The organism is Pseudomonas sp. KU43P (assembly GCF_033095865.1).
GTDB lineage: Bacteria > Pseudomonadota > Gammaproteobacteria > Pseudomonadales > Pseudomonadaceae > Aquipseudomonas.
The window spans coordinates 1,558,344-1,578,785 of record NZ_AP019365.1 but is presented as its reverse complement, the minus strand read 5'-3'; the positions used below and the strand labels follow the sequence as shown (position 1 = coordinate 1,578,785).

Genomic DNA, 20,442 nt, shown 5'->3' with positions numbered 1-20,442 from the left:
CGATTTGTCGCAGGCACTACCTTGCGCAGACTTGGCCGAAATGTCCCTGCCCGCCGGCTAAAGCACACTCAAGGCGCGCGGCGGCACAGGTTCGAACAAACAAAACAATCGACCGACTGATGAGGCCCACCGTGGACAAAGTTCTCCACCAACCACTGGGCGGCAACGAAATGCCGCGTTTCGGCGGCATCGCCACCATGCTCCGTCTCCCCCACCTGCAAAGTGCCCAAGGCCTGGACGCCGCGTTCATCGGCGTGCCTCTGGATATCGGCACTTCCCTGCGCTCGGGTACTCGTTTCGGCCCACGGCAGATCCGTGCCGAATCGGTGATGATCCGCCCGTACAACATGGCCACCGGTGCCGCACCGTTCGATTCGCTGTCGGTCGCCGACATCGGTGACGTGGCGATCAACACCTTCAACCTGCTCGACGCCGTACGCATCATCGAAGAAGCCTACGACGAGATCGTCGAACACAACGTCATCCCCCTGACCCTGGGTGGCGACCACACCATCACCCTGCCGATCCTGCGTGCCTTGCACAAGAAGCACGGCAAGATCGGCCTGGTGCACATCGACGCCCACGCCGACGTCAACGACCACATGTTCGGCGAGAAGATCGCCCACGGCACCACCTTCCGCCGCGCCGTGGAAGAAGGCCTGCTCGATTGCGATCGCGTGGTGCAGATCGGCCTGCGTGCCCAGGGTTATACCGCCGACGACTTCAACTGGAGCCGTCGCCAGGGCTTCCGCGTGGTGCAGGCCGAAGAGTGCTGGCACAAGTCGCTGGAACCGCTGATGGCCGAAGTACGCGAAAAAGTCGGCGGCGGCCCGGTTTACCTTTCGTTCGACATCGACGGCATCGACCCGGCCTGGGCACCTGGCACCGGCACTCCGGAAATCGGCGGCTTGACCACCATCCAGGCGATGGAGATCATTCGCGGCTGCCACGGCCTGGACCTGATCGGTTGTGACCTGGTCGAAGTCTCCCCGCCTTACGACACCACCGGCAATACCTCGCTGCTCGGTGCCAACCTGTTGTTCGAAATGCTCTGCGTGCTGCCGGGCGTGGTGCGCCGCTGACCCTCATATGTGCCGCTGGCAAGCCAGCCTCCCCCCCTGTGGGAGCTGGCTTGCCGGCGATGCAGCCAACGCGCTGCGGCAGAAGAAACACCCAGGCAGGAGCCATCTGGGAGGGCCACTGAGGCCCGCCAATACAAGACAAGACCGCCGGGCGCCGTGAACACGCCTGCGCGGTCGATCTCGCCATAATAAAGATAATCGGGAGACCCCCAATGGCCTTGGACATCATTGTTGTAATGATCTATACCGCCGGCATGCTAGGGCTGGGCTGGTATGGCATGCGGCGCGCGAAAACCCACGAGGACTACCTGGTGGCCGGGCGCAATCTGGGCCCTACCCTGTACATGGGCACCATGGCCACCACCGTGCTCGGCGGTGCTTCCACCGTTGGCACCGTGCGCCTGGGCTATGTCCACGGCATCTCCGGTTTCTGGCTCTGTGCCGCCCTGGGCCTGGGCATCATCGCCCTCAACCTGTTCCTCGCCAAACCGTTGCTGCGCCTGAAGATCTTCACCGTCACCCAGGTGCTGGAACGCCGCTACAACCCGATGGCCCGCCAGGCCAGCGCGGCGATCATGCTGGCCTATGCGCTGATGATCGGTGTCACCTCGACCCTGGCCATGGCGACCGTGCTGCAAGTGCTGCTCGACCTGCCCTTCTGGGCGTCGCTGCTGCTCGGCGGCGGCGTGGTGGTGGTCTATTCGACCATCGGTGGTATGTGGTCGCTGACCCTCACCGACATCGTCCAGTTCGTGATCAAGACCGTTGGCCTGATGTTCATCCTGCTGCCGATCTGCCTGTACAAGGCCGGTGGCTGGGACACCCTGGTCGCCAAGCTGCCAGCGGCCAGCTTCAGCTGGACCACCATCGGCTGGGACACCATCATCACCTACTTCCTGATCTACTTCTTCGGCATCCTGATCGGCCAGGATATCTGGCAGCGGGTGTTCACCGCCCGTGACGAGAAGGTCTGCCAGCGCGCCGGCACCACCGCAGGTGTGTACTGCGTGGTGTACGGCCTGGCCTGTGCCCTGATCGGCATGGCCGCGCACGTACTGATGCCGGATCTGGCCAACCCGAACAATGCGTTCGCCGAGATGATCAAGAGCCAGTTGCCTGACGGCATCCGCGGCTTGCTGATGGCCGCTGCCCTGGCAGCGATGATGTCGACCGCCAGCGCCGGGCTGCTGGCTGCCTCGACCACCATTACCGAAGACCTGCTGCCCAAGCTGCGTGGTGGCAAGCAATCGAGCCTGGGCGTCAGCCGCCTGTTCACCCTGCTCACCGGCCTGGTGGTGCTGGGCATCGCCCTGGCGGTGAACGATGTGATCAGCGCCCTGACCCTGGCCTACAACCTGCTGGTCGGCGGCATGCTGATCCCGCTGATCGGTGCGATCTTCTGGAAGCGCGCGACCACTGCAGGGGCTATCGCCAGCATGTCGCTGGGCTTCGCCACTGCGCTGTTGTTCATGTTCAAGGACGGTCTGGATGCCAACACGCCGATCTACTACAGCCTGGCGGTCGGCCTGGTGAGCTTCGTCATGGTGAGCCTGCTGTCGCGCAAGCCGCTGGGTGAAGTGAAGCTGGCCTGATGGATGATTGCCCCCACAGGTCCGTCGCCGTACCTGTGGGGGCCGGCTTGCCGGCGAGAGGCCGGTAAAAGCAGCAACATTATCCGAAGCCCAAAAAAGGCCGCGGCATCAATACGGATGCGGCGGCCTTTTGCTTTTCAGCGGCGACGCGGCTGGCGCCGGCGCTGCTCTTCATCAGTCGGGATCGGCACCGGCTGCAAGGGTGGTGGTATCAGCCCCAGCGCGACAGCCAAGTCATGGAGCCAGTTGAACATTTGGTTTTTCATATTGCCCCCTTGACGGGTCAGCCTCACGGTCAATCAATCCTGCGATGTTTCATACAGATCATAGCCCGATGTCCTGTATTACGCATGCCCTTGTTCCTACAGATGGGGTCGAGTTTGACGCGGATCAAGCGGAAACGGCGCATTCCGACGATTGGTTAATCGTTTCGCTTTGTTGCAAATCGATCCACGCCTGCAAATTCGCCCCGCACATGCCCTGGCGCCACATCAACCAGGTTTGCGCCTGATCGAACGGTGCATGCAGGCGATGGGCCCGTACCCGGTCACGGCCCGGCAAGCTGTCGAGCATCGATTGCGCCATCAGCGCCACCCCGGCGCCGGCGATCACGCAGGCCAGCATGCTTTGGTACGACTCGATTTCCATCACCCGCCCCATGGGCGTGTGTGCGTGTGCGTACCAGGCCTCCAGGCGCATGCGGTACGAGCAGCCCTGGCGGAAGGTGAACACCGCCTTGCCGGCCACATCCTGGGCACTGTGCACTGCCGGGTGCTCAGGACTGGTGATCAGCACCAGCACCTCGTCGCACAACTTCACACCATCCAGCCCAGCCAGGCTCGGCGGGCCGTCCACCAGAGCTGCGTCCAGCCGGTGGCTGAGCAAACCCTCGAGCAGCTCGCCGCTGGGCGCAGCCTGTACCTGCAGGTTCACCGCCGGATACGCCTGGTGGTAGCGGGCCAGTATCGCCGGCAGGTGGATGGCCGCCGTGCTGTACATGGTGCCCAGTACGAAATTACCCGCCGGCTGGCCACCCTGCACTGCCGCCACCGCTTCGTCACGCAGCGCCTCCAGGCGGTTGGCGTAATCCAGCAGCACCTTGCCCGCAGGCGACAACTGCAGGCGCTGGCGCTCACGTATGAACAACTCGACACCCAGTTGCTCCTCGAGCTGACGCAGCCGCGTCGACAGGTTCGACGGCACCCGGTGCAGGCGTTCGGCAGCCCGGGTCACCGAAGCTTCCTGGGCAACGGCCTGAAAGATACGCAGCTGGCTGAACTCCATGACATTCTCCAAAACTGAATAACTTAATCATCATTATTCAATTTTATTGAAAGTCAATCCACCCTAACCTGCCATCCATCGCTTGAATGTTTGCGCAGGAGTATTTCCATGTCGCCGCTTGTACAACTGCTGGCCAGCGCCGTGGCCTTGATGATGGCCATGGGCATCGGCCGCTTCGCCCTCACCCCGCAACTGCCGCAACTGATCGCCGAAGGCCAGTTCGACCTGACCGCCGCCGGCCTGGTAGCGGCAGCCAATTACCTGGGTTACTTCATCGGCGCGGCAGATGCGATGTTCGCCCGCCGGCCTAACCAGGTCAGGCTGCGCCTGCATGGCGGTCTTTGGCTATGCGTGCTGCTGACGCTCGCCTCATGGGCTGCCGACGGCTTCTGGAGCCACCTGCTGCTGCGCTTCGGTACTGGTGTTGCCAGTGCCTGGGTGCTGGTGATGATCACCAGCCTCAGCCAGCAGATCGCCAATGCCAACCAGCGCCAGAGCCTGGGTGCACTGGTGTGCGCCGGGCCCGGCGTGGGCATTGCCCTTACCGGCCTGCTGGCGCTGGCTGCGCACCTGTTGGGGTTGAGCTCGGCGGCGTTGTGGCTGGTGTATGCGGTGGCTGCGCTGGCCATGCTGTTGGCCGTGCGCCCGTGGTTGCCGCGCGCGATGGAGCCTGCCGTGACCCCGAGCGGCATGCAACCGGGCGCGACCCGCAGCGTCGGTATTGGCCGCCTGGGCCTGGTGTATGCCTTGTATGGCGTGGGCTACATCCTGCCGGCCACGTTCCTGTCGCAAATGGCCAACAAGCAGTTCCGTGGCCATTGGATGGCCGACCTGTTCTGGCCGGCATTCGGGCTGGCCGCGGCGCTCGGTGTGGTGATGGTGAGTGTGCGTCGTGCTGGCCGCACGTCCAGCTGGCTGACCGCCACACTGTGGCTACAAGGCCTGGGCGTAGTGGCCTGCCTGATGGGAGGGGGTATCGGGCTGGCATTGGGTGTCGTGCTCTGCGGCACGCCGTTCCTGGCCTGCATGCAGCTGGTGATGCAGCGCTCGCGGGAGCTGGCGCCCCATACGACGCAGCGCAATGCGGGATTGCTGACTGCCTGCTTCGCGCTGGGGCAGTTGAGTGGGCCTTTGTTGGCGGCGCTGAGCAACCATTACAGCGGGAGCTTGCAGCCGGCGTTGGTGCTAGCGGCTGGCGGGTTGGGGCTGGCGGGGGTGCTGGTACTTTTGGGAAGGCGCAATCCCCAGGCCTCCCTGGTTGCGGGTCGGGTAACTTCATGAATCGAGGTGGATCTGTACCGGCCCTATCCCCGGCAAGCCGGCTCACACAGGGCACTCACCGGGCTTGAACATTGTGAATCACCTGTGGGAGCCGGCTTGCCGGCGATAGGGCCGGTACTGGCAACCCTCAACCCACAAACTTGCGCAACTGCTGCCTTACCCAGGGCTCGGCACTCACCAGAATCACCCCCAGCAACACCATCACCGCCCCGAGCACAAAATTCACACTCAGCGGCTCATCCAGCAGCAATACACCGAAGGTCACCCCGAACAACGGCGTGATGAAGGAAAACACCGCGAGGTTCGAAGCCAGATACCTGCGCAGTAACCAGAACCACGTCAGGTAGCTGACGAATGACACCATGATCCCCTGGAACAGCACGCTGCCCACCGCCAAGGGGGTCATTGCCACCTCACCGATCTGCCCGCTGAGCAAGGCAATCAGCAACAGCCCGGCAAAGCCCACCGCCAATTGGTAGAACAAGGTAAGGGTGACCGGAGCCTCGGACAGACGCGAACCGCGCACCACCACGGTAGTCGCCCCCCAGGCCAGACCGGCCAGCACCCCCAGGGCGTCGCCCAGCAGCATGCGACCGTCCAGCTGTTCAAATGACATGCCGCCGGCGAAAGCCGTCGCAATGCCGCCAAAGGCCAGCAGGATACCCATCCACTGCAGCCAACGCAGGCGCTCGCTGGGCAGCATGAAGTGCAGGCCGAGCGCGGTGAATACCGGTGCGGTGTAGAGAAATACCGACATGTGCGCTGCCGAGGTGAGCTTGAGCCCTTCGGCGATGAACAGGAACTCAAGGCCAAACAACCCCCCTGCCAGCAGGCCGGCACGCCAGGTGCTGCCCACCTGCCCCCAGCCACCGCGCCAGCACAGCAGCAGGCCCACCAGCACCGCAGCAAGGCCATTGCGCAAGGCAGCCTGCATGACCGGCGCGATATCGACTGCGGCGGTCTTGATCAATACCTGCTGGCAACCCCAGATCAGGCACAGCCCCAGCATTACCTGGAAGGCAAAGGCGTCAGGGTTCTTGCGAGCCGCACTCATGGGCGGCCCTCTAGGGTGTTGGTAGACATGGAAAAGGCTCGGCAGTGTTCAAGAAAGACCGATTATCGGTTTTCCCGGGCCGCCCTTGCCAGTCTCAATACGACCTCAAGCGATCTGCGCCTTGGCCGACACCCGCTCGAAGGTGGCCTCGTCCAGGGCATCGTCCTGTTCGTCCAGCACCTGGCGTGGGTGCTCGAAGCCCGGGATGCTGCTGTCGAGCAGGCTCAGCAGCCGCGAACCGCGCTCGGTGAGCACGAAATTCTCGCCATTGCCACCTTCCTCCGGCGCCCGGCTCTCGATGAAGCCGCGCTCGAACAGCAGCTTCTCGTACTCGCAGGCACGGGTTTTCAGGTGGTCGATGTCACCCACCGGCTGCCCTTCGGCGGCTAACGCCGCAGCGTGCTGCTCGGCATAAGGGCGGGGCGTGAAATTGTGACCGGCACCGTTCTGCACCTCGTGCAGCAAGCGCTCGATCAGGTCCCAGTCGTAGGTGATGCTCATGGCGATGGCCTCTAGCTGTGGACGAAGGGTACACAGCTTGGGACTCGTGGTGGGTCGAGGGCGTTCCCGAAAGAATCAACGGTCTTGCTGATGTGCCTGCATGTACTGACGCCTTCGGGAAAGCGCCACCGGTCGCCAGCACTGAACTTGCTCAGGCGCACACGCCTCCACCAGGCATAACCACTGCCGGAGGTAGTTAAGGATGAAACCGCTGCTGCGCATCGCCTGTGCCACCGCCCTGTTCTGCGCCTTGCCCGCCTGGGCCTGCACGCCGGAAGAAGCAACACAGAAACGTGAGGAACTGGCTGGGCTGGTCAGTCAGCTCACTGAGCAGAACCCGCAGAAGGCCAAGGAAATCAATGATGAGCTCCAGGGGATGGAGCTGGGGACGGCGAGCAAGGACTTGCCCGACAAGTGTCAGCTGATCGATCAGCGGATCAAGGAATTGAAGACAGCCGAGAAAAAAGCTGACTGATGGAGGGTGTCGAGGGCCCTATCGCCGGCAAGCACAGCTACCTGTGGGAGCCGGCTTGCCGGCGATAGGGCCTGACAGCTGATTACTCGGCCGCTGGCTTGCGCTTCTTCAGCGGCGCGAGGCCGTCGGAGCTGGCCAATGGTGCATTGGCCTTCGGCTTGGCGGTCGGTTTGCGCTTGGCGGTGCTCTTCTTGTCCCCCCCCTTCTTCTCGACCTTTTTCTTCTTGGTGCCGGCAGCCTTGCCCGACGCCTTGACCTTCTTAGGCCCGTTGTAGGTGCCTTTGACTTCCTTGATCACCCGGCGCTCGAACTGCTGCTTGAGGTAGCGTTCGATGCTGGACATCAGGTTCCAGTCATTGTGGGTGATCAGCGAGATCGCCAGGCCTTCGCCGCCGGCACGGCCGGTACGGCCGATACGGTGCACGTACTCGTCACCGCTGCGTGGCATGTCGAAGTTGATCACCAGGTCCAGGCCGTCGATGTCCAGGCCACGGGCGGCCACGTCGGTGGCCACCAGCACCTTGGAGCTGCCCTGTTTGAAGCGCTCGATGGCCAGCTTGCGATCCTTCTGATCCTTCTCCCCGTGCAACACGAAGGCCTTGACGTCCTTGGCCACCAGGTGACCGTAGATGCGGTCGGCCAGTGCGCGAGTGTTGGTGAAGATGATCGCCTTGTCGAAGGTCTCGTTGGCCAGCAGCCACTGCACGATCGCTTCTTTATGCTGGTCGTGGTCAGCGGTGATGATCTGCTGGCGGGTGCCTTCGGCGAGCTGCGAGACGCTGTTGAGCATCAGGTGCTCTGGGTCTTTCAGCACCTTGCCGATGATGTCACGCAGGGCAGCACCCCCAGTAGTGGCCGAGAACAGCAGGGTCTGCTCGCGGTTCTCGCACTCCTTGCACAGGCGCTCCATGTCTTCGGCGAAGCCCATGTCGAGCATACGGTCGGCTTCGTCGAGGATCATCACCTGCACGTGGGACAGGTCGAGGTTGCCGGCGTTGAGATGCTCAAGCAGGCGGCCCGGGGTGCCGATCAGCACGTCCGGCACCTTGCGCAGCATGGCGGCCTGTTCCTTGAAGTCTTCACCGCCGGTGACCAGGCCCGCCTTGATGTAGGTGAACTGCGAGAACAGCTGCACTTGCTTGAGGGTCTGCTGGGCCAGTTCGCGGGTTGGCAGCAGGATCAGCGAGCGGATCTCGACGCGCCCGCCTTTCAGGTCGACCAGGCGGTTGAGCAGCGGCAGCACGAAGGCCGCGGTCTTGCCGCTGCCGGTCTGCGCGGTCACGCGCAAGTCACGCCCTTGCAGGGCCAGGGGGATGGCCGCGGCCTGCACCGGGGTTGGCTCGACAAATTTAAGCTCGGCCACGGCTTTAAGCAGGCGTTCATGCAGGGCGAATTGGGAGAACACGGAGGTAACCTCAGGCAAGTGCGGGGAAATTCAGTTGCATAGGGTAACGTTTTCTGCCGCAAGAGCCGAATTTCTTTTGGCAACTTTGTCACCATCCGCGCTCTAATAGCCCTTCATTTCGTAAGAAAAGACAGTTTTCAAGCTCATGGATATGCAAAAAATCTGGCGTGACAGCCTCGACCTGTGGGGCACCCTCGACCAACACCCCATGCTTCACGCCGCCCTCGGCCTGGCCGTTCTGCTGCTGATCTCCTTGCTGGTCGGCCGCCTGGCGCGCTTTCTGATCCTTCACGGTACCCGCCTGCTGGCCCGTCAGCCGGCGCTCAAATGGCTCGATGACCTGCGTCACAACAAGGTTTTTCACCGTTTGGCGCAGACCACGCCCTCGCTGGTCATCCAGTTCGGCCTGAAACTGGTGCCGGAGCTGTCCGATACCGCCCAGCACTTCCTCGGTAATGTCGCCCTGGCCTTCACCCTGCTGTTCATGACCCTGGCGCTGTCGTGCCTGCTCGATGGCCTGCTGGCCATCTACGCGCGCACCGAGCATGCCCGCACCCGCTCGATCAAGGGCTATGTGCAGCTGGCCAAGATGATGCTGTGGATCTTCGCCTCGATCGTCATCGTCGCCACCCTCATCGACCGCTCGCCGCTGTTGCTGCTCTCGGGTCTGGGTGCCATGTCGGCGGTGCTGCTGTTGGTGTACAAGGACACCCTGCTGTCGTTCGTCGCCAGTGTGCAGCTGACCAGCAATGACATGCTGCACGTGGGTGACTGGATCGAGATGCCCCAGGTCGGGGCCGATGGCGATGTGGTGGACATCACCCTGCACACGGTGAAGGTACAGAACTTCGACAAGACCATCGTCTCCATCCCCACCTGGCGCCTGATGAGCGAGTCGTTCCGCAACTACCGCGGCATGCAGCAGTCGGGCGGGCGACGGATCAAGCGCAGCCTGTTCATCGATGCGGCGGGCGTGCGCTTCCTGACCCAGGAAGAGGAACACCGCCTGGGCCAGGTGCGCCTGCTGGGCGACTACCTGGCCACCAAGCGCCAGGAGCTGCAAGCCTGGAACGAGGCGCTGGGGCCGCTGCCAGAGCTGGCGGCCAACCGCCGCAAGCTGACCAATATCGGCACCTTCCGCGCCTTTGCCCTGGCCTACCTGAAGAATCATCCCGATGTGCATGCGGGCATGACCTGCATGGTCCGGCAGATGCAGACCACCGCCGAAGGCGTGCCGCTGGAGATCTACTGCTTCACCACCACCACGGTGTGGGCGGATTACGAGCGGATCCAGGGGGATATCTTCGATTACCTGCTGGCGGTGTTGCCGGAATTTGGCTTGAGCCTGTATCAGCAGCCGAGTGGCAGTGACATGCGCGTGGGGTTGGCGGGGCGTCGTCTTGAGGAGTTGAGCGAGGTTTGAGATTGCCGGGGGCCGCTTTGCGGCCCTATCGCCGGCAAGCCAGCTCCCACAGAGACACCACAAGTTTCGAATACTGTGGTGTATCTGTAGGAGCCGGCTTGCCGGCGATAGGGCCCTCAATTACCCCGCATAACCCAGCAAGTACAACAACCCCGTCAAAGTCACCAACGAAGCCACCGTCGACAACAGGATCGTCCGCGAAATCAGCCCCGCCTCGCGGTTGTAATACTCCGCCAGCATGAACGGCCCGGTCCCGGTCGGCAGCGCCGCCAGCAACACCGCCGACGCCGCCCACATGCTCGGCAGGCTGAACACCTTGAACGCCAGCACCCAGGTCAGCGCCGGCTGCCCCACCAGCTTCATGGCCACCAACGGCCAAGGGCTGGCTTGCGCGCCCGTGCGTTTTTCGGCCAGAAACGCCCCCAGCGACACCAGCGCGCAAGGCGTGGTGGCCAGCGCCAGCATGTCGAGAAAATGCATCACCGGCTCGGCCAACCCCAACCCGGACATCGCCCAGCCCGCCCCCGCCACCGGCGAGATCACCAGCGGGTTCTTCGCCAGCGCCTTGCCCACCACGACGATTGCACGGCCAATCTGCCGCTCCTCTTGCAGGCCGATCTCGATCAGTGTCAGCGAGATCGCAAACACCAGGCACACCACGATCAGCGACGAGATCAACGCCGGCTGCAAACCCGGCTGGCCAAACAGCAACAGGCACAGCGGAATACCGATGTAACCGGTATTGGCATACCCCGCGCTCAAGCCATCGATGCTCGCCGCCACCAGGCCGTGGCCGCTGTACAGGCGCCAGGCCAGGGTCGCGAGGAACATCGCCAGCGCCCCCGCGCCGAACGCGACGATGAAGCCGGGATGCCAGATCTCGCTCCAGGTCGCGGTGGCTGTGACCTTGAACAGCAAGGCCGGCAGGCACAGCCACACCACCATCTTGTTGATCTCGGCAGCGGCCTTGTCGCCGAGCTTGTTGCTGCGCCGGCACAGATAACCGACCAGGATCAGGGCGAAGATCGGCGCCACGATGACGAAGATGGTGTGCATGTCAGGCCTTGTGCGTCAGCGGTGCTTCAGCGCGGCTGCCCAGGCGGCTCAGCCACACCGACGCGAGGATGATCGCGCCGCCAATGAACAGCCGGCCGAGGGGCTCGTGCTGGTTCCAGATCAGCAGGTTGAGCAGCAAGCCCACCGGCACGTGCAGGTTGTTCATCACCGCCAGCGTGCCTCCGGAAACCAGGCAGGCGCCCTTGTTCCACCAGTACAGCCCCAGCGCCGTCGGGCACAGGCCGAGGAATAGTAGCACCAGCCACTGCACCTCGGTGCTCGGCAGGTGCTGGGCATTACCGAACAGCAGGAAGGCCGGCAGCACGACGATCAAGGCACCCAGGTAGAAGTAGCCGAAGCGCTTGTAGTGCGGCAGGTCGCTGGGGTGGCGGGCGATCAGATGGCGATACAGCACCTGGCCGGCAGCGTAGGTGAAGTTGGCCAGTTGCAGCAGCAGGAAGCCAATGAAGAAGTCGCCACTGATGCTGTCGAAGCGAATCACTCCGGCGCCCGCCACCGCCACCAGCGCGGCAAGCAGTGCCCAGGGGTTGAAACGCCGGTTGAGAGCGTCTTCGATCAGCGTCACATGCAGGGGGGTGAGGATGGTGAACAGCAGTACTTCCGGCACCGTCAGCACGCGGAAGCTCAGGTACAGGCAGACATAGGTGATGCCGTACTGCAGCGCGCCGATCAGCAGCATCGAACGCATGAAACGCGGCTCGACCTGGCGCCAGCGGGTCAGCGGCAGAAATACCAGGCCAGCCAGCACCACGCGCGCAAGCACGGCGAAATAGCTGTCGACGTGCCCGGCCAGGTACTCGCCAATCAGGCTGAAGGAAAACGCCTGGATCAGCGCGACGATTATCAGGTAGCCCATGGTTGCCTCTCGTGGATCAAGGCGGCGACCTTAGCGGGTTGCGGGTGGGGTGTTCAACCATGATGAATGTGGGGGCTGCTTTGCAGCCCATCGCTGGCAAGCCAGCTCCCACAGAGACACCTCAGCCTTCAAGGCTTGCGCTGTACCTGTGGGAGCCGGCCTGCCGGCGACAGGGCCGGAACAGACACAAAAAAGCCCGGCCATGAAGGCCGGGCAGGTACACCCAAAGGAGCAAACAAGGTGTCAAGGTTGGGAATTCGTTACCGCTCATGCCACCGCAGCCAGCTTGGCCTTGGCCTGGTTGATGCCTTTCTCGTGGAAGTCACCGCTCATGTTCAGGCCTTCGGCATGGATGAAGTTCACATCATGAATGCCGATGAACGCCATCACCTGACGCAGGTACGGCTCCTGATGGTCGCTGGTGGCGCCGGCATGGATGCCGCCACGGGCCGTCAGGACGATGGCGCGTTTGCCGGTCAACAAACCTTGCGGGCCGGTGGGGGTGTACTTGAAGGTGATACCAGCACGCAGCACGTGATCGAGCCAGGCCTTCAGCGTGCTGGGGATGGTGAAGTTGTACATCGGCGCAGCCATCACCAGCACATCGGCGGCCAGCAATTCATCGGTCAGTTCGTTAGAACGGGCCAGGGCATCCAGTTCGGCGGCGCTACGCTGATCTTCAGGCTTCATCCAGCCACCAAGCAGGTTGGCGTCCAGGTGGGGCACCGGGGTCACGGCGAGGTCGCGCACAGTGATCTCGTCTGCCGGATGCGCCGCCTGCCATTGCTGGATGAAGTCGCGGGTCAGTTGACGGGAAACGGAATCCTGCTGGCGGGCGCTGCTTTCGATGATGAGTACGCGGGACATGGATGCCTCCATCGGCAAAAAAGGTTGCGATTCGATGGAGGTGAGATTAAGGCTTGACCTATCGATAAAAAAGCGTAAAAAGTCGGTTCAACCTATCGATTTATCCGTTTTATTCCGTTTTACAGTCCAGCGCGATACGCAGTTTGATGATCTGCCGGTTGAACTTGGCCGTCACATCCACGCTTTTGCCCGCCGGCACGTTGACCCGGCGTACCCGGGGCGCTTCCGGGCCATTGCGGAACGTCACCTTGCAGGCTGCTGGCACTTGCCCATAGTTGTTCAGGGTAATGGCACCGATGTCGTAGGCGGTGTCATAGGCGGTGTAGTCCAGCTTGACCCCGGCCAGTTCCTTCTCCACATCGATGGGGTAAGCCATGGCCCCCAGGGGCAGGCACATCAATATTGCCGCACAACATTTCTTCATGGGGCGCTCTCCTTGAAAGAGCGCAGCTTAGGACAACAGGAGCCAAAGATGAAAGCGCCGCGCGTAACCCTGGATCAGTGGCGAACCCTGCAGGCAGTGGTCGATCACGGAGGGTTTGCCCAGGCCGCCGATGCCTTGCACCGGTCGCAGTCGTCGGTGAGCTACACCGTGGCGCGCATGCAGGAGCAACTGGGCGTACCCCTGCTGCGCATCGACGGGCGCAAGGCCGTGCTCACCGAAGCTGGCAATGTGCTGCTGCGTCGCTCGCGGCACTTGGTCAAGCAGGCCAGCCAGCTCGAAGACCTGGCCCATCACATGGAACAGGGCTGGGAAGCCGAGGTACGCGTGGTCGTCGACGCCGCCTACCCCAGTGCCCGCCTGGTGCGCGCCTTGGCCGCGTTCATGCCGCAAAGCCGCGGTTGCCGGGTGCGCCTGCGCGAAGAGGTGCTGTCGGGCGTCGAGGAAGTGATGCATGAGGGCATCGCGGACCTGGCCATCAGTAGCTACAGCATCGGTGGCTACCTGGGCGCCGAATTGAGCGCGGTGGAATTCGTCGCCGTCGCCCACCCCGAACACAGCCTGCACCGCCTGGGCCGCGAACTGACCTTCCAGGACCTGGAGAGCCAACTGCAAGTGGTAATTCGCGACTCCGGCCGCGCGCAGCCACGCGATGTCGGCTGGCTCGGTGCCGAGCAGCGCTGGACAGTGGGCAGCCTGGGCACCGCCACCACCTTCGTCAGCAGCGGCCTGGGCTTCGCCTGGCTGCCGCGGCACATGATCGAACGCGAGCTGCGCGAAGGCGTGCTCAAGCCATTGCCGCTGGATCAGGGTGGCAGCCGCCACCCACTGTTCTACCTTTATTCGAGCAAAGAGAAGACCCTGGGCCCGGCCACGCAGATTCTCATCGACCTGCTGCGCAATTTCGACACCGCGCCGCTGGACGTGCCCTTCGCAGCCCCCCCGCAAGCCTGAGAGGACCGCGCCCATGGCCTATTTCGAACATGAAGGATGCTCACTGCATTATCAGGAATACGGCCAGGGCGAACCCCTGGTACTGCTGCACGGCCTGGGCTCCAGCAGCCAGGACTGGGAACTGCAGCTACCGGCGCTGAGCCGCCACTACCGGGTAATCCTGATGGACATCCGTGGTCACGGCCGCTCCGACAAACCCCGCGACGGTTACCAGATCGCCACCTTCAGCGAAGACCTGCTGGCCCTGTTGGAACACCTGCAGACAGGCCCTGTGCATTTCGTGGGGCTGTCCATGGGTGGCATGGTCGGTTTCCAGTTCGCCGTCGACCACCCTCACTGGCTGCGCAGCCTGTGCATCGTCAACAGCGCCCCCGAGGTCAAGCGCCGCACCCGCAGCGACTGGATCTGGTGGGCCAAGCGCTGGGGCCTGGCACGCATCCTCAGTGTCGAGACGGTCGGCAAGGGCCTGGCCGAACGCCTGTTCCCCAAACCTGAACAAACCGAGCTGCGGCACAAGATGGCCCAGCGCTGGGCCCGCAACGACAAACGTGCCTACCTCAAGAGTTTCGACGCCATCGTCGACTGGGGCGTGCAGGAACGCATCGGGCAGATCCACTGTCCCACGCTGGTGATCGCCGCCGACCACGATTACACCCCGGTACAACTTAAAGAACGCTACGTCGCCCTGATGCCCCAGGCAAAGCTGGTAGTCATCGACGATTCCCGGCACGCTACCCCCCTCGACCAACCCGAGGTCTTCAACCAGACATTGCTGCAGTTCCTCGCAGCCGCTTCCACCTCTCAAGGATCTTTGAGCCCATGCTGAAAAAACTTCTGCTCACCGCCTGCTCGGTCGCCTTCGCCACCAGCGTCATGGCTTCCGACAAGACCCCGCACGTCTTGCTGGACACCAGCTTCGGCCAGGTCGAAATCGAGCTCAACGCCGAGAAGGCACCGATCAGTACCAAGAACTTCCTCGAGTACGTCGACAGCGGTTTCTACAACAACACCATTTTCCATCGCGTGATCCCGGGCTTCATGGTCCAGGGCGGTGGCTTCACCGAACAGATGGTGCAGAAGCAGACCCGTGACCCGATCCGTAACGAGGCCAGCAACGGCCTGCAGAACACCCGCGGCACCCTGTCGATGGCGCGCACTTCCGATCCGAATTCGGCCACCAGCCAGTTCTTCATCAACGTGAACGACAATGACTTCCTCAACCCGGGCCGTGACCGTGGCTACGCCGTGTTCGGCAAGGTCACCAAGGGCATGGAGGTGGTCGACCAGATCGTCAATTCGCCGACCACCGTCAAGAAAGGCATGCGCGATGTACCGGCCGATCCGGTCTTCATCAAGTCTGCCAAACGCATCGACTGACCGCAGGTTTCACAAGGACGTGAAACCTTCTGAGGTCGGGTAGCACAGGAGTCTCGTCACCCATGCTGTACCGCCGCTTCGAGCAACTGATCGACATCTTCCGCGACGCCCCGAGCGAATCGCCGCCCACCCGAGTGTGGCCGTTCTACCTGTATTACCTGCGCCAGGTGTGGCCGAGCTTCCTTGCCTTGCTGGTGGTCGGCCTGTTCGCCTCGCTGATCGAGGTGGCGATGTTCAGCTACCTGAGCCGCATCATCGACCTGGCCCAGGGCACACCCAATGCCAACTTCTTCAGCGAACACAGTGGCGAGCTGATCTGGATGCTGGTGGTGATCCTGGTGTTGCGGCCGATCTTCTTCGGCCTGCACGACCTGCTGGTGCACCAGACCATCAACCCCGGCATGACCAGCCTGATCCGCTGGCAGAACCACACCTATGTGCTCAAGCAGAGCCTGAACTTCTTCCAGAGCGATTTCGCCGGGCGTATCGCCCAGCGCATCATGCAGACCGGCAACTCCCTGCGCGACTCGGCGGTGCAGGCGGTCGATGCTTTGTGGCATGTGCTGATCTACGCCGTCACCTCGCTGGTGCTGTTCGCCGAGGCCGACTGGCGCCTGATGCTGCCGCTGCTGGTATGGATCGGTGCCTATATCGCTTCGCTGTTCTACTTCGTGCCCAGGGTCAAGGAACGTTCGGTGATCTCCTCCGATGCGCGCTCCAAGCTGATGGGCCGTATCGTCGACGGCTACACCAACATCGCAACCCTCAAGCTGTTCGCCCACACCGACTACGAACAGCAATACGCCCGCGAAGCGATCCGCGAGCAAACCGAGAAAACCCAGCTGGCCTCCCGCGTCGTCACCAGCATGGATGTGGTCATCACCTCCCTCAACGGCCTGCTGGTAGTCGCCACCACCGGCCTTGCCCTGTGGCTGTGGAGCCAGTCGCTGATCACCGTCGGCGCCATCGCCCTGGCCACCGGGCTGGTGATTCGTATCGTCAACATGTCCGGCTGGATCATGTGGGTGGTCAACGGCATCTTCGAGAACATCGGCATGGTCCAGGACGGCCTGCAGACCATTGCCCAGCCGGTCACCGTCACCGACAAGCCCCAGGCCCCGCCGCTGAAGGTCAGCCGTGGCGCGGTGCGCTTCGACGATGTGGACTTTCATTACGGCAAGGGCAGCAATGTGATCGAGGGGCTGAGCCTGGATATCCGCCCGGGCGAAAAGATCGGCCTGATCGGCCCGTCCGGCGCCGGCAAATCGACCCTGGTGAACCTGCTGCTGCGGCTCTATGACGTACAGGGTGGGCGCATCCTGATCGACGGGCAGAACATCGCCGACGTCAGCCAGGCCAGCCTGCGCGCGCAGATCGGCATGATCACCCAGGACACTTCGCTGCTGCACCGCTCGATTCGCGACAACCTGCTGTATGGCCGGCCCGATGCCAGCGAGGCGGCGCTACGCGAGGCCGTGCGCCGGGCGCGGGCCGACGATTTCATCCCGCTGCTCTCCGATGCCCAGGGGCGCACCGGCTTCGATGCCCATGTCGGCGAACGCGGGGTGAAGTTGTCCGGTGGCCAGCGCCAGCGCATCGCCATTGCCCGGGTGCTGTTGAAGAACGCGCCGATCCTGATCATGGACGAAGCGACGTCGGCGCTGGACTCGGAAGTGGAAGCGGCGATCCAGGAAAGCCTGGAGACCTTGATGCAGGGGAAGACGGTGATCGCCATTGCCCACCGGCTTTCGACCATTGCCCGGATGGACCGGCTGGTGGTGCTGGACAAAGGGCATATTGTCGAGAGTGGCAGCCACAGTGAATTGCTGGAGCAGCAGGGGTTGTATGCCCGGTTGTGGCATCACCAGACCGGGGGGTTCGTTGGGGTAGATTGAGGCCCTATCGCCGGCAAGCCGGCTCCCACTGGTTCTGCACAGTTATCGACACTTGTGGTGTACCTGTGGGAGCCGGCTTGCCGGCGATAGGGCCCGGGCAGGAAACAAACCATTCAATCCCGGCGATATGGCAACATCCCCCGCGCCTCCTCGGCATACCCCATCACCCCCTCCCGCTCCTGACGCAGAAAATCCTCGACTGCCCGCCGCAGCCCTGGATGCAGCAGGTAATGCCACGACCGCGTCAGCACCGGCTCGAACCCTCGAATCAGCTTGTGCTCCCCCTGTGCCCCGGCATCGAAGCGCTGCAGCCCTTCGGCAATGGCAAAGTCCATGCCCTGGTAGAAACAGGTTTCGAAATGCAGCCGATCGAATTCGTCCAGGCAGCCCCAGTAGCGACCAAACAAGCTGTCGCCACCGACCAGGCTCAGGGCCATGGCCACATCGCGCCCGCCTTGCCTGGCCAACACCACCCGTATCGCTTCGGGCATGCGCTCGGCCAGCAGGCTGAAGAACTCACGCGTCAGGTACGGCGAACGCCTGCGCACCGCATAGGTGTTGGCGTAGCACAGATAGATGAAATCCCATTGCGCCTCGTCCAGTTCATCGCCTCGGTACCAACGGAAGTCGATGCCCTGCCCCGCCACCTGCTCACGTTCCTTGCGCATCTGCTTGCGCTTGCGTGAGCTCAGGCTGTCGAGAAAATCCTGGAAGTCGCGGTAGCCCTGGTTGCGCCAATGGAACTGGCAACCCAGCCGCTCCAGCCAGCCCGGCAAGCCGGCCATCTGCTCGTCGAGGCTGGCGTCGGTGAAGTTGATGTGCGCACCAGAAAGCCCGCCCTTGTTCAGGTACTCCGGCAACGCCTGCAGCAACAGCAGGCCATCGGCGGGATCCGTGGTCAGCAAACGTGGGCCGCTGACCGGGCTGAACGGCACCGCACCCAACAGTTTCGGGTAGTAGGCGATACCCGCTCGCTCACAGGCATCGGCCCAACCGTGGTCGAACACGTACTCACCAAACGAATGCCATTTGCGGTAGGCCGGCAGCAATGCCCGCACCTGCCCATCACGCTCCAGCACCAGGTGTTCGGCGGCCCAACCGCCAGAAGGCGCCACGCTCCCGCTGTCTTCCATGGCACTGAGAAACGCATGACGCAGGAAGGGTTGGCCTTCGGGCACCAAGGCGTCCCAGGTGGCCGCCGGCAGGTCACGCAGATGGGCAAGGCTGTAGAGACTGGTCACGTTATCGACTCGTTGCTGAACGCCACCAGTATTGCGGAATGACCCTTTAATACTCAATTACTTAACCGCAGTGCCACTAATTAGACATTATTCTGTCATTCGCCCTCGCAATACTTGCGCCTGTTTTCCGGAACCCCAGAACCTGTCTATTCAGGCCCTTTCCGAAGACATGCCAACATGGGGGCGGGCGCTGAGCCTCCCCAATATTTTTCAGTAGGGAGAACCTTATGCGTCTTGTTTCTACACTTACCGGAGTGAGCCTCACCGGCATGATGCTGGCTCTGAGTACTCCGGCCAGTGCTGCTGTCGACGCCAAGCTGCTCGAAATGCTCCGCGCCAATGGATCGATCAACCAGGCGCAGTACAACGAGCTGCAAGGCGACCTGGCAAAAGAAACCAAGGAAAAGGCCGACCAGAAAGCGCAATCCGAACGCATGAGCGCGTTTGAACAGAAAGTGGCATGGGCCGCCAAGACCCAGATCAAGGGTGATGTGCGCCTGCGCTACGAAGATGTCAACGTCGACAACCCGATCGCTCGCAGCGGCAACCAGGACCGTGAGCGCGTCCGCGCCCGTGTCGGCTTCTACAGCGAGATCAACCCGCAAGTCGACGCCGGCGTGCGTGTAGCCACCGGCAGCAGCGCCGATGCCCGCTCCACCAACCAGAGCCTGGACAACTACTTCGAGAAGAAATCGCTGTGGGTCGACCTGGCCTACCTCGACTGGCACCCCACCGCCGTGCCGAACCTGCACCTGATCGGTGGCAAGATGATGCAGCCGTGGGTGAGCATGGGCGATATCATCTGGGACAGCGACATCAACCCCGAAGGCCTGGCCGTCACCTACAAGACCAACGTCGGCCCGGCCGAAGTGTTCGGCAGCGCCGGCCACTACAACCTGAAGGACAACGTCGACGGCGACGGCGTGCAGTTCAAGCATGACGCTCAGCTGTACCACGCCCAGCTGGGCACCAAGTTCAACGTGGTCGATACCGTCAAGCTCACCGTCGGTGGCAGCCTCTATGCCTACGACAACGACAAGGCCTCGGCCGCCCTGCGCTCACTGGGCAACACCACCGACGAGTTCAACCTGGTGGAGGGTTTCGGCCAACTGGACTTCACCGGCTTCGCCATCCCGCTGTCGGCTTATGGCCAGTTCGTCAAGAACACCGAAAGCACCGACGGCAAGGACAAGGCCTGGCTGGCCGGCCTGAAAAGCAAGATCGGTGCCTGGAGCCTGGACTACAACTACCGCGACGTGCAGCGTAACGGTGTAGTCAGCCTGTTTACCGACTCCGACTTCGGTAACGGCTTCACCGGTTCGCGCGGTCACAAGTTCAAGGTTGGCTACGAGATCGACAAGAACTTCGCCCTGGGCGCGGCCTACATGATGGCCAAGACCGACTACTCCAACCTGCCGAACAGCGATGCTGATGTAGATACGCTGCAGGTGGACCTGGAAGCCAAGTTCTAAACGACACCTCCTCTGCTTCGCTTGAGGCGGGAAATGCCGACCCCATCCGGCATTTCCCGCCTTTTTTGCATTCCAGAAATGCGTCGGCCCCATCGCCGGCAAGCCGGCTCCCACAGGTATTGTGGGGTACCTGTGGGAGCCGGCTTGCCGGCGATGGGGCCGAC

General features: G+C 62.7%; 20 protein-coding genes. 10 read left to right on the top strand and 10 right to left on the bottom strand.

Annotation, left to right across the window (positions count from 1 at the left end; translation table 11 throughout):
• Positions 1-131 precede the first annotated feature (131 nt).
• Entirely contained in the window at positions 132-1,082 is a 951-nt protein-coding gene (speB, locus tag KU43P_RS07270; RefSeq protein WP_016391836.1) for an agmatinase, read from the top strand.
• A 212-nt stretch (positions 1,083-1,294) separates the two neighbouring features.
• Positions 1,295-2,674: a sodium:solute symporter gene (locus tag KU43P_RS07265; protein ID WP_317661881.1), complete on the top strand. Its 1,380-nt coding sequence runs from the start codon at positions 1,295-1,297 to the stop codon at positions 2,672-2,674.
• 137 nt (positions 2,675-2,811) lie between these two features.
• On the opposite strand, the gene KU43P_RS07260 is transcribed toward KU43P_RS07265, so the two are convergent.
• On the bottom strand, positions 2,812-2,940 hold the full coding sequence (locus KU43P_RS07260) for a PA1414 family protein (RefSeq protein WP_008090807.1): 129 nt from the start codon (positions 2,938-2,940) through the stop codon (positions 2,812-2,814).
• A gap of 124 nt (positions 2,941-3,064) precedes the next feature.
• The gene (gene ptrR, locus KU43P_RS07255) at positions 3,065-3,958 is read right to left on the bottom strand and encodes a putrescine utilization regulator PtrR (protein WP_317661878.1); all 894 of its coding nucleotides are present in this window, start codon (positions 3,956-3,958) and stop codon (positions 3,065-3,067) included.
• Positions 3,959-4,066: 108 nt separating this feature from the next.
• On the opposite strand from ptrR, the gene KU43P_RS07250 reads away from it, so the two are divergent.
• A complete protein-coding gene (locus KU43P_RS07250; RefSeq protein ID WP_317661876.1) occupies positions 4,067-5,239 on the top strand; it encodes an MFS transporter in 1,173 nt (390 codons plus the stop codon).
• Between the two features lie 127 nt (positions 5,240-5,366).
• On the opposite strand, the gene KU43P_RS07245 is transcribed toward KU43P_RS07250, so the two are convergent.
• Complete coding sequence (locus KU43P_RS07245) at positions 5,367-6,293, bottom strand: DMT family transporter (RefSeq protein ID WP_317661874.1); 927 nt, start codon at positions 6,291-6,293, stop codon at positions 5,367-5,369.
• Positions 6,294-6,398: 105 nt separating this feature from the next.
• Complete coding sequence (locus tag KU43P_RS07240) at positions 6,399-6,794, bottom strand: transcriptional regulator (protein ID WP_317661872.1); 396 nt, start codon at positions 6,792-6,794, stop codon at positions 6,399-6,401.
• A gap of 202 nt (positions 6,795-6,996) precedes the next feature.
• Between KU43P_RS07240 and KU43P_RS07235 the strand changes: the two genes are divergently transcribed.
• On the top strand, positions 6,997-7,269 hold the full coding sequence (locus KU43P_RS07235) for a hypothetical protein (protein ID WP_176517759.1): 273 nt from the start codon (positions 6,997-6,999) through the stop codon (positions 7,267-7,269).
• Positions 7,270-7,351: 82 nt separating this feature from the next.
• Here KU43P_RS07235 and KU43P_RS07230 read toward each other — a convergent pair whose 3' ends face one another.
• The gene (locus tag KU43P_RS07230) at positions 7,352-8,674 is read right to left on the bottom strand and encodes a DEAD/DEAH box helicase (RefSeq protein ID WP_317661869.1); all 1,323 of its coding nucleotides are present in this window, start codon (positions 8,672-8,674) and stop codon (positions 7,352-7,354) included.
• A 145-nt stretch (positions 8,675-8,819) separates the two neighbouring features.
• Between KU43P_RS07230 and KU43P_RS07225 the strand changes: the two genes are divergently transcribed.
• Entirely contained in the window at positions 8,820-10,097 is a 1,278-nt protein-coding gene (locus tag KU43P_RS07225) for a mechanosensitive ion channel family protein (protein WP_317661867.1), read from the top strand.
• A gap of 120 nt (positions 10,098-10,217) precedes the next feature.
• Here KU43P_RS07225 and KU43P_RS07220 read toward each other — a convergent pair whose 3' ends face one another.
• The 4 genes from KU43P_RS07220 to KU43P_RS07205 all read right to left on the bottom strand — a co-directional run bounded on the left by KU43P_RS07220 (position 10,218) and on the right by KU43P_RS07205 (position 13,321).
• Positions 10,218-11,153: an AEC family transporter gene (locus tag KU43P_RS07220; protein ID WP_317661866.1), complete on the bottom strand. Its 936-nt coding sequence runs from the start codon at positions 11,151-11,153 to the stop codon at positions 10,218-10,220.
• 1 nt (position 11,154) lies between these two features.
• Positions 11,155-12,030 carry a carboxylate/amino acid/amine transporter gene (locus KU43P_RS07215; protein WP_317661864.1) on the bottom strand — a complete coding sequence of 292 codons (876 nt, stop codon included), beginning with the start codon at positions 12,028-12,030 and terminating at the stop codon, positions 11,155-11,157.
• Positions 12,031-12,297: 267 nt separating this feature from the next.
• The gene (locus KU43P_RS07210) at positions 12,298-12,897 is read right to left on the bottom strand and encodes an FMN-dependent NADH-azoreductase (RefSeq protein ID WP_317661862.1); all 600 of its coding nucleotides are present in this window, start codon (positions 12,895-12,897) and stop codon (positions 12,298-12,300) included.
• 109 nt (positions 12,898-13,006) lie between these two features.
• Positions 13,007-13,321, bottom strand: coding sequence for a 3-phosphoglycerate kinase (locus KU43P_RS07205; protein ID WP_317661861.1), 315 nt, complete (start codon positions 13,319-13,321; stop codon positions 13,007-13,009).
• A 48-nt stretch (positions 13,322-13,369) separates the two neighbouring features.
• Here KU43P_RS07205 and KU43P_RS07200 point away from each other — a divergent pair, with 48 nt between their 5' ends.
• The 4 genes from KU43P_RS07200 to KU43P_RS07185 all read left to right on the top strand — a co-directional run bounded on the left by KU43P_RS07200 (position 13,370) and on the right by KU43P_RS07185 (position 17,565).
• Positions 13,370-14,293 carry a LysR family transcriptional regulator gene (locus KU43P_RS07200; RefSeq protein ID WP_176517752.1) on the top strand — a complete coding sequence of 308 codons (924 nt, stop codon included), beginning with the start codon at positions 13,370-13,372 and terminating at the stop codon, positions 14,291-14,293.
• A 13-nt stretch (positions 14,294-14,306) separates the two neighbouring features.
• On the top strand, positions 14,307-15,119 hold the full coding sequence (locus tag KU43P_RS07195; RefSeq protein WP_317661859.1) for an alpha/beta fold hydrolase: 813 nt from the start codon (positions 14,307-14,309) through the stop codon (positions 15,117-15,119).
• Positions 15,113-15,670: a peptidylprolyl isomerase gene (locus tag KU43P_RS07190; protein ID WP_317661857.1), complete on the top strand. Its 558-nt coding sequence runs from the start codon at positions 15,113-15,115 to the stop codon at positions 15,668-15,670. Before KU43P_RS07195 ends, KU43P_RS07190 begins: the two co-directional genes overlap by 7 nt.
• Positions 15,671-15,732: 62 nt before the next feature.
• Complete coding sequence (locus tag KU43P_RS07185; RefSeq protein ID WP_317661856.1) at positions 15,733-17,565, top strand: ABC transporter ATP-binding protein; 1,833 nt, start codon at positions 15,733-15,735, stop codon at positions 17,563-17,565.
• Between the two features lie 113 nt (positions 17,566-17,678).
• On the opposite strand, the gene KU43P_RS07180 is transcribed toward KU43P_RS07185, so the two are convergent.
• The gene (locus KU43P_RS07180; protein ID WP_317661855.1) at positions 17,679-18,806 is read right to left on the bottom strand and encodes a GNAT family N-acetyltransferase; all 1,128 of its coding nucleotides are present in this window, start codon (positions 18,804-18,806) and stop codon (positions 17,679-17,681) included.
• Positions 18,807-19,033: 227 nt separating this feature from the next.
• On the opposite strand from KU43P_RS07180, the gene KU43P_RS07175 reads away from it, so the two are divergent.
• Positions 19,034-20,278 (top strand): putative porin, encoded by a 1,245-nt coding sequence (locus KU43P_RS07175; protein ID WP_317661853.1) that lies wholly within the window; start codon positions 19,034-19,036, stop codon positions 20,276-20,278.
• The last annotated feature ends 164 nt before the right edge of the window (positions 20,279-20,442 follow it).

Excerpts from the sequence above, each read along its gene's own strand:
- KU43P_RS07190 (WP_317661857.1), top strand. The coding sequence starts at position 15,113 with ATGCTGAAAAAACTTCTGCTCACCGCCTGCTCGGTCGCCTTCGCCACC.
- KU43P_RS07225 (WP_317661867.1), top strand. The coding sequence starts at position 8,820 with ATGGATATGCAAAAAATCTGGCGTGACAGCCTCGACCTGTGGGGCACC.
- ptrR (WP_317661878.1), bottom strand. The coding sequence starts at position 3,958 with ATGGAGTTCAGCCAGCTGCGTATCTTTCAGGCCGTTGCCCAGGAAGCT.
- KU43P_RS07250 (WP_317661876.1), top strand. The coding sequence starts at position 4,067 with ATGTCGCCGCTTGTACAACTGCTGGCCAGCGCCGTGGCCTTGATGATG.
- KU43P_RS07210 (WP_317661862.1), bottom strand. The coding sequence starts at position 12,897 with ATGTCCCGCGTACTCATCATCGAAAGCAGCGCCCGCCAGCAGGATTCC.
- KU43P_RS07245 (WP_317661874.1), bottom strand. The coding sequence starts at position 6,293 with ATGAGTGCGGCTCGCAAGAACCCTGACGCCTTTGCCTTCCAGGTAATG.
- KU43P_RS07205 (WP_317661861.1), bottom strand. The coding sequence starts at position 13,321 with ATGAAGAAATGTTGTGCGGCAATATTGATGTGCCTGCCCCTGGGGGCC.
- KU43P_RS07200 (WP_176517752.1), top strand. The coding sequence starts at position 13,370 with ATGAAAGCGCCGCGCGTAACCCTGGATCAGTGGCGAACCCTGCAGGCA.
- KU43P_RS07265 (WP_317661881.1), top strand. The coding sequence starts at position 1,295 with ATGGCCTTGGACATCATTGTTGTAATGATCTATACCGCCGGCATGCTA.
- KU43P_RS07215 (WP_317661864.1), bottom strand. The coding sequence starts at position 12,030 with ATGGGCTACCTGATAATCGTCGCGCTGATCCAGGCGTTTTCCTTCAGC.
- KU43P_RS07235 (WP_176517759.1), top strand. The coding sequence starts at position 6,997 with ATGAAACCGCTGCTGCGCATCGCCTGTGCCACCGCCCTGTTCTGCGCC.
- KU43P_RS07175 (WP_317661853.1), top strand. The coding sequence starts at position 19,034 with ATGCGTCTTGTTTCTACACTTACCGGAGTGAGCCTCACCGGCATGATG.
- KU43P_RS07240 (WP_317661872.1), bottom strand. The coding sequence starts at position 6,794 with ATGAGCATCACCTACGACTGGGACCTGATCGAGCGCTTGCTGCACGAG.
- KU43P_RS07185 (WP_317661856.1), top strand. The coding sequence starts at position 15,733 with ATGCTGTACCGCCGCTTCGAGCAACTGATCGACATCTTCCGCGACGCC.
- KU43P_RS07195 (WP_317661859.1), top strand. The coding sequence starts at position 14,307 with ATGGCCTATTTCGAACATGAAGGATGCTCACTGCATTATCAGGAATAC.
- KU43P_RS07220 (WP_317661866.1), bottom strand. The coding sequence starts at position 11,153 with ATGCACACCATCTTCGTCATCGTGGCGCCGATCTTCGCCCTGATCCTG.
- KU43P_RS07260 (WP_008090807.1), bottom strand. The coding sequence starts at position 2,940 with ATGAAAAACCAAATGTTCAACTGGCTCCATGACTTGGCTGTCGCGCTG.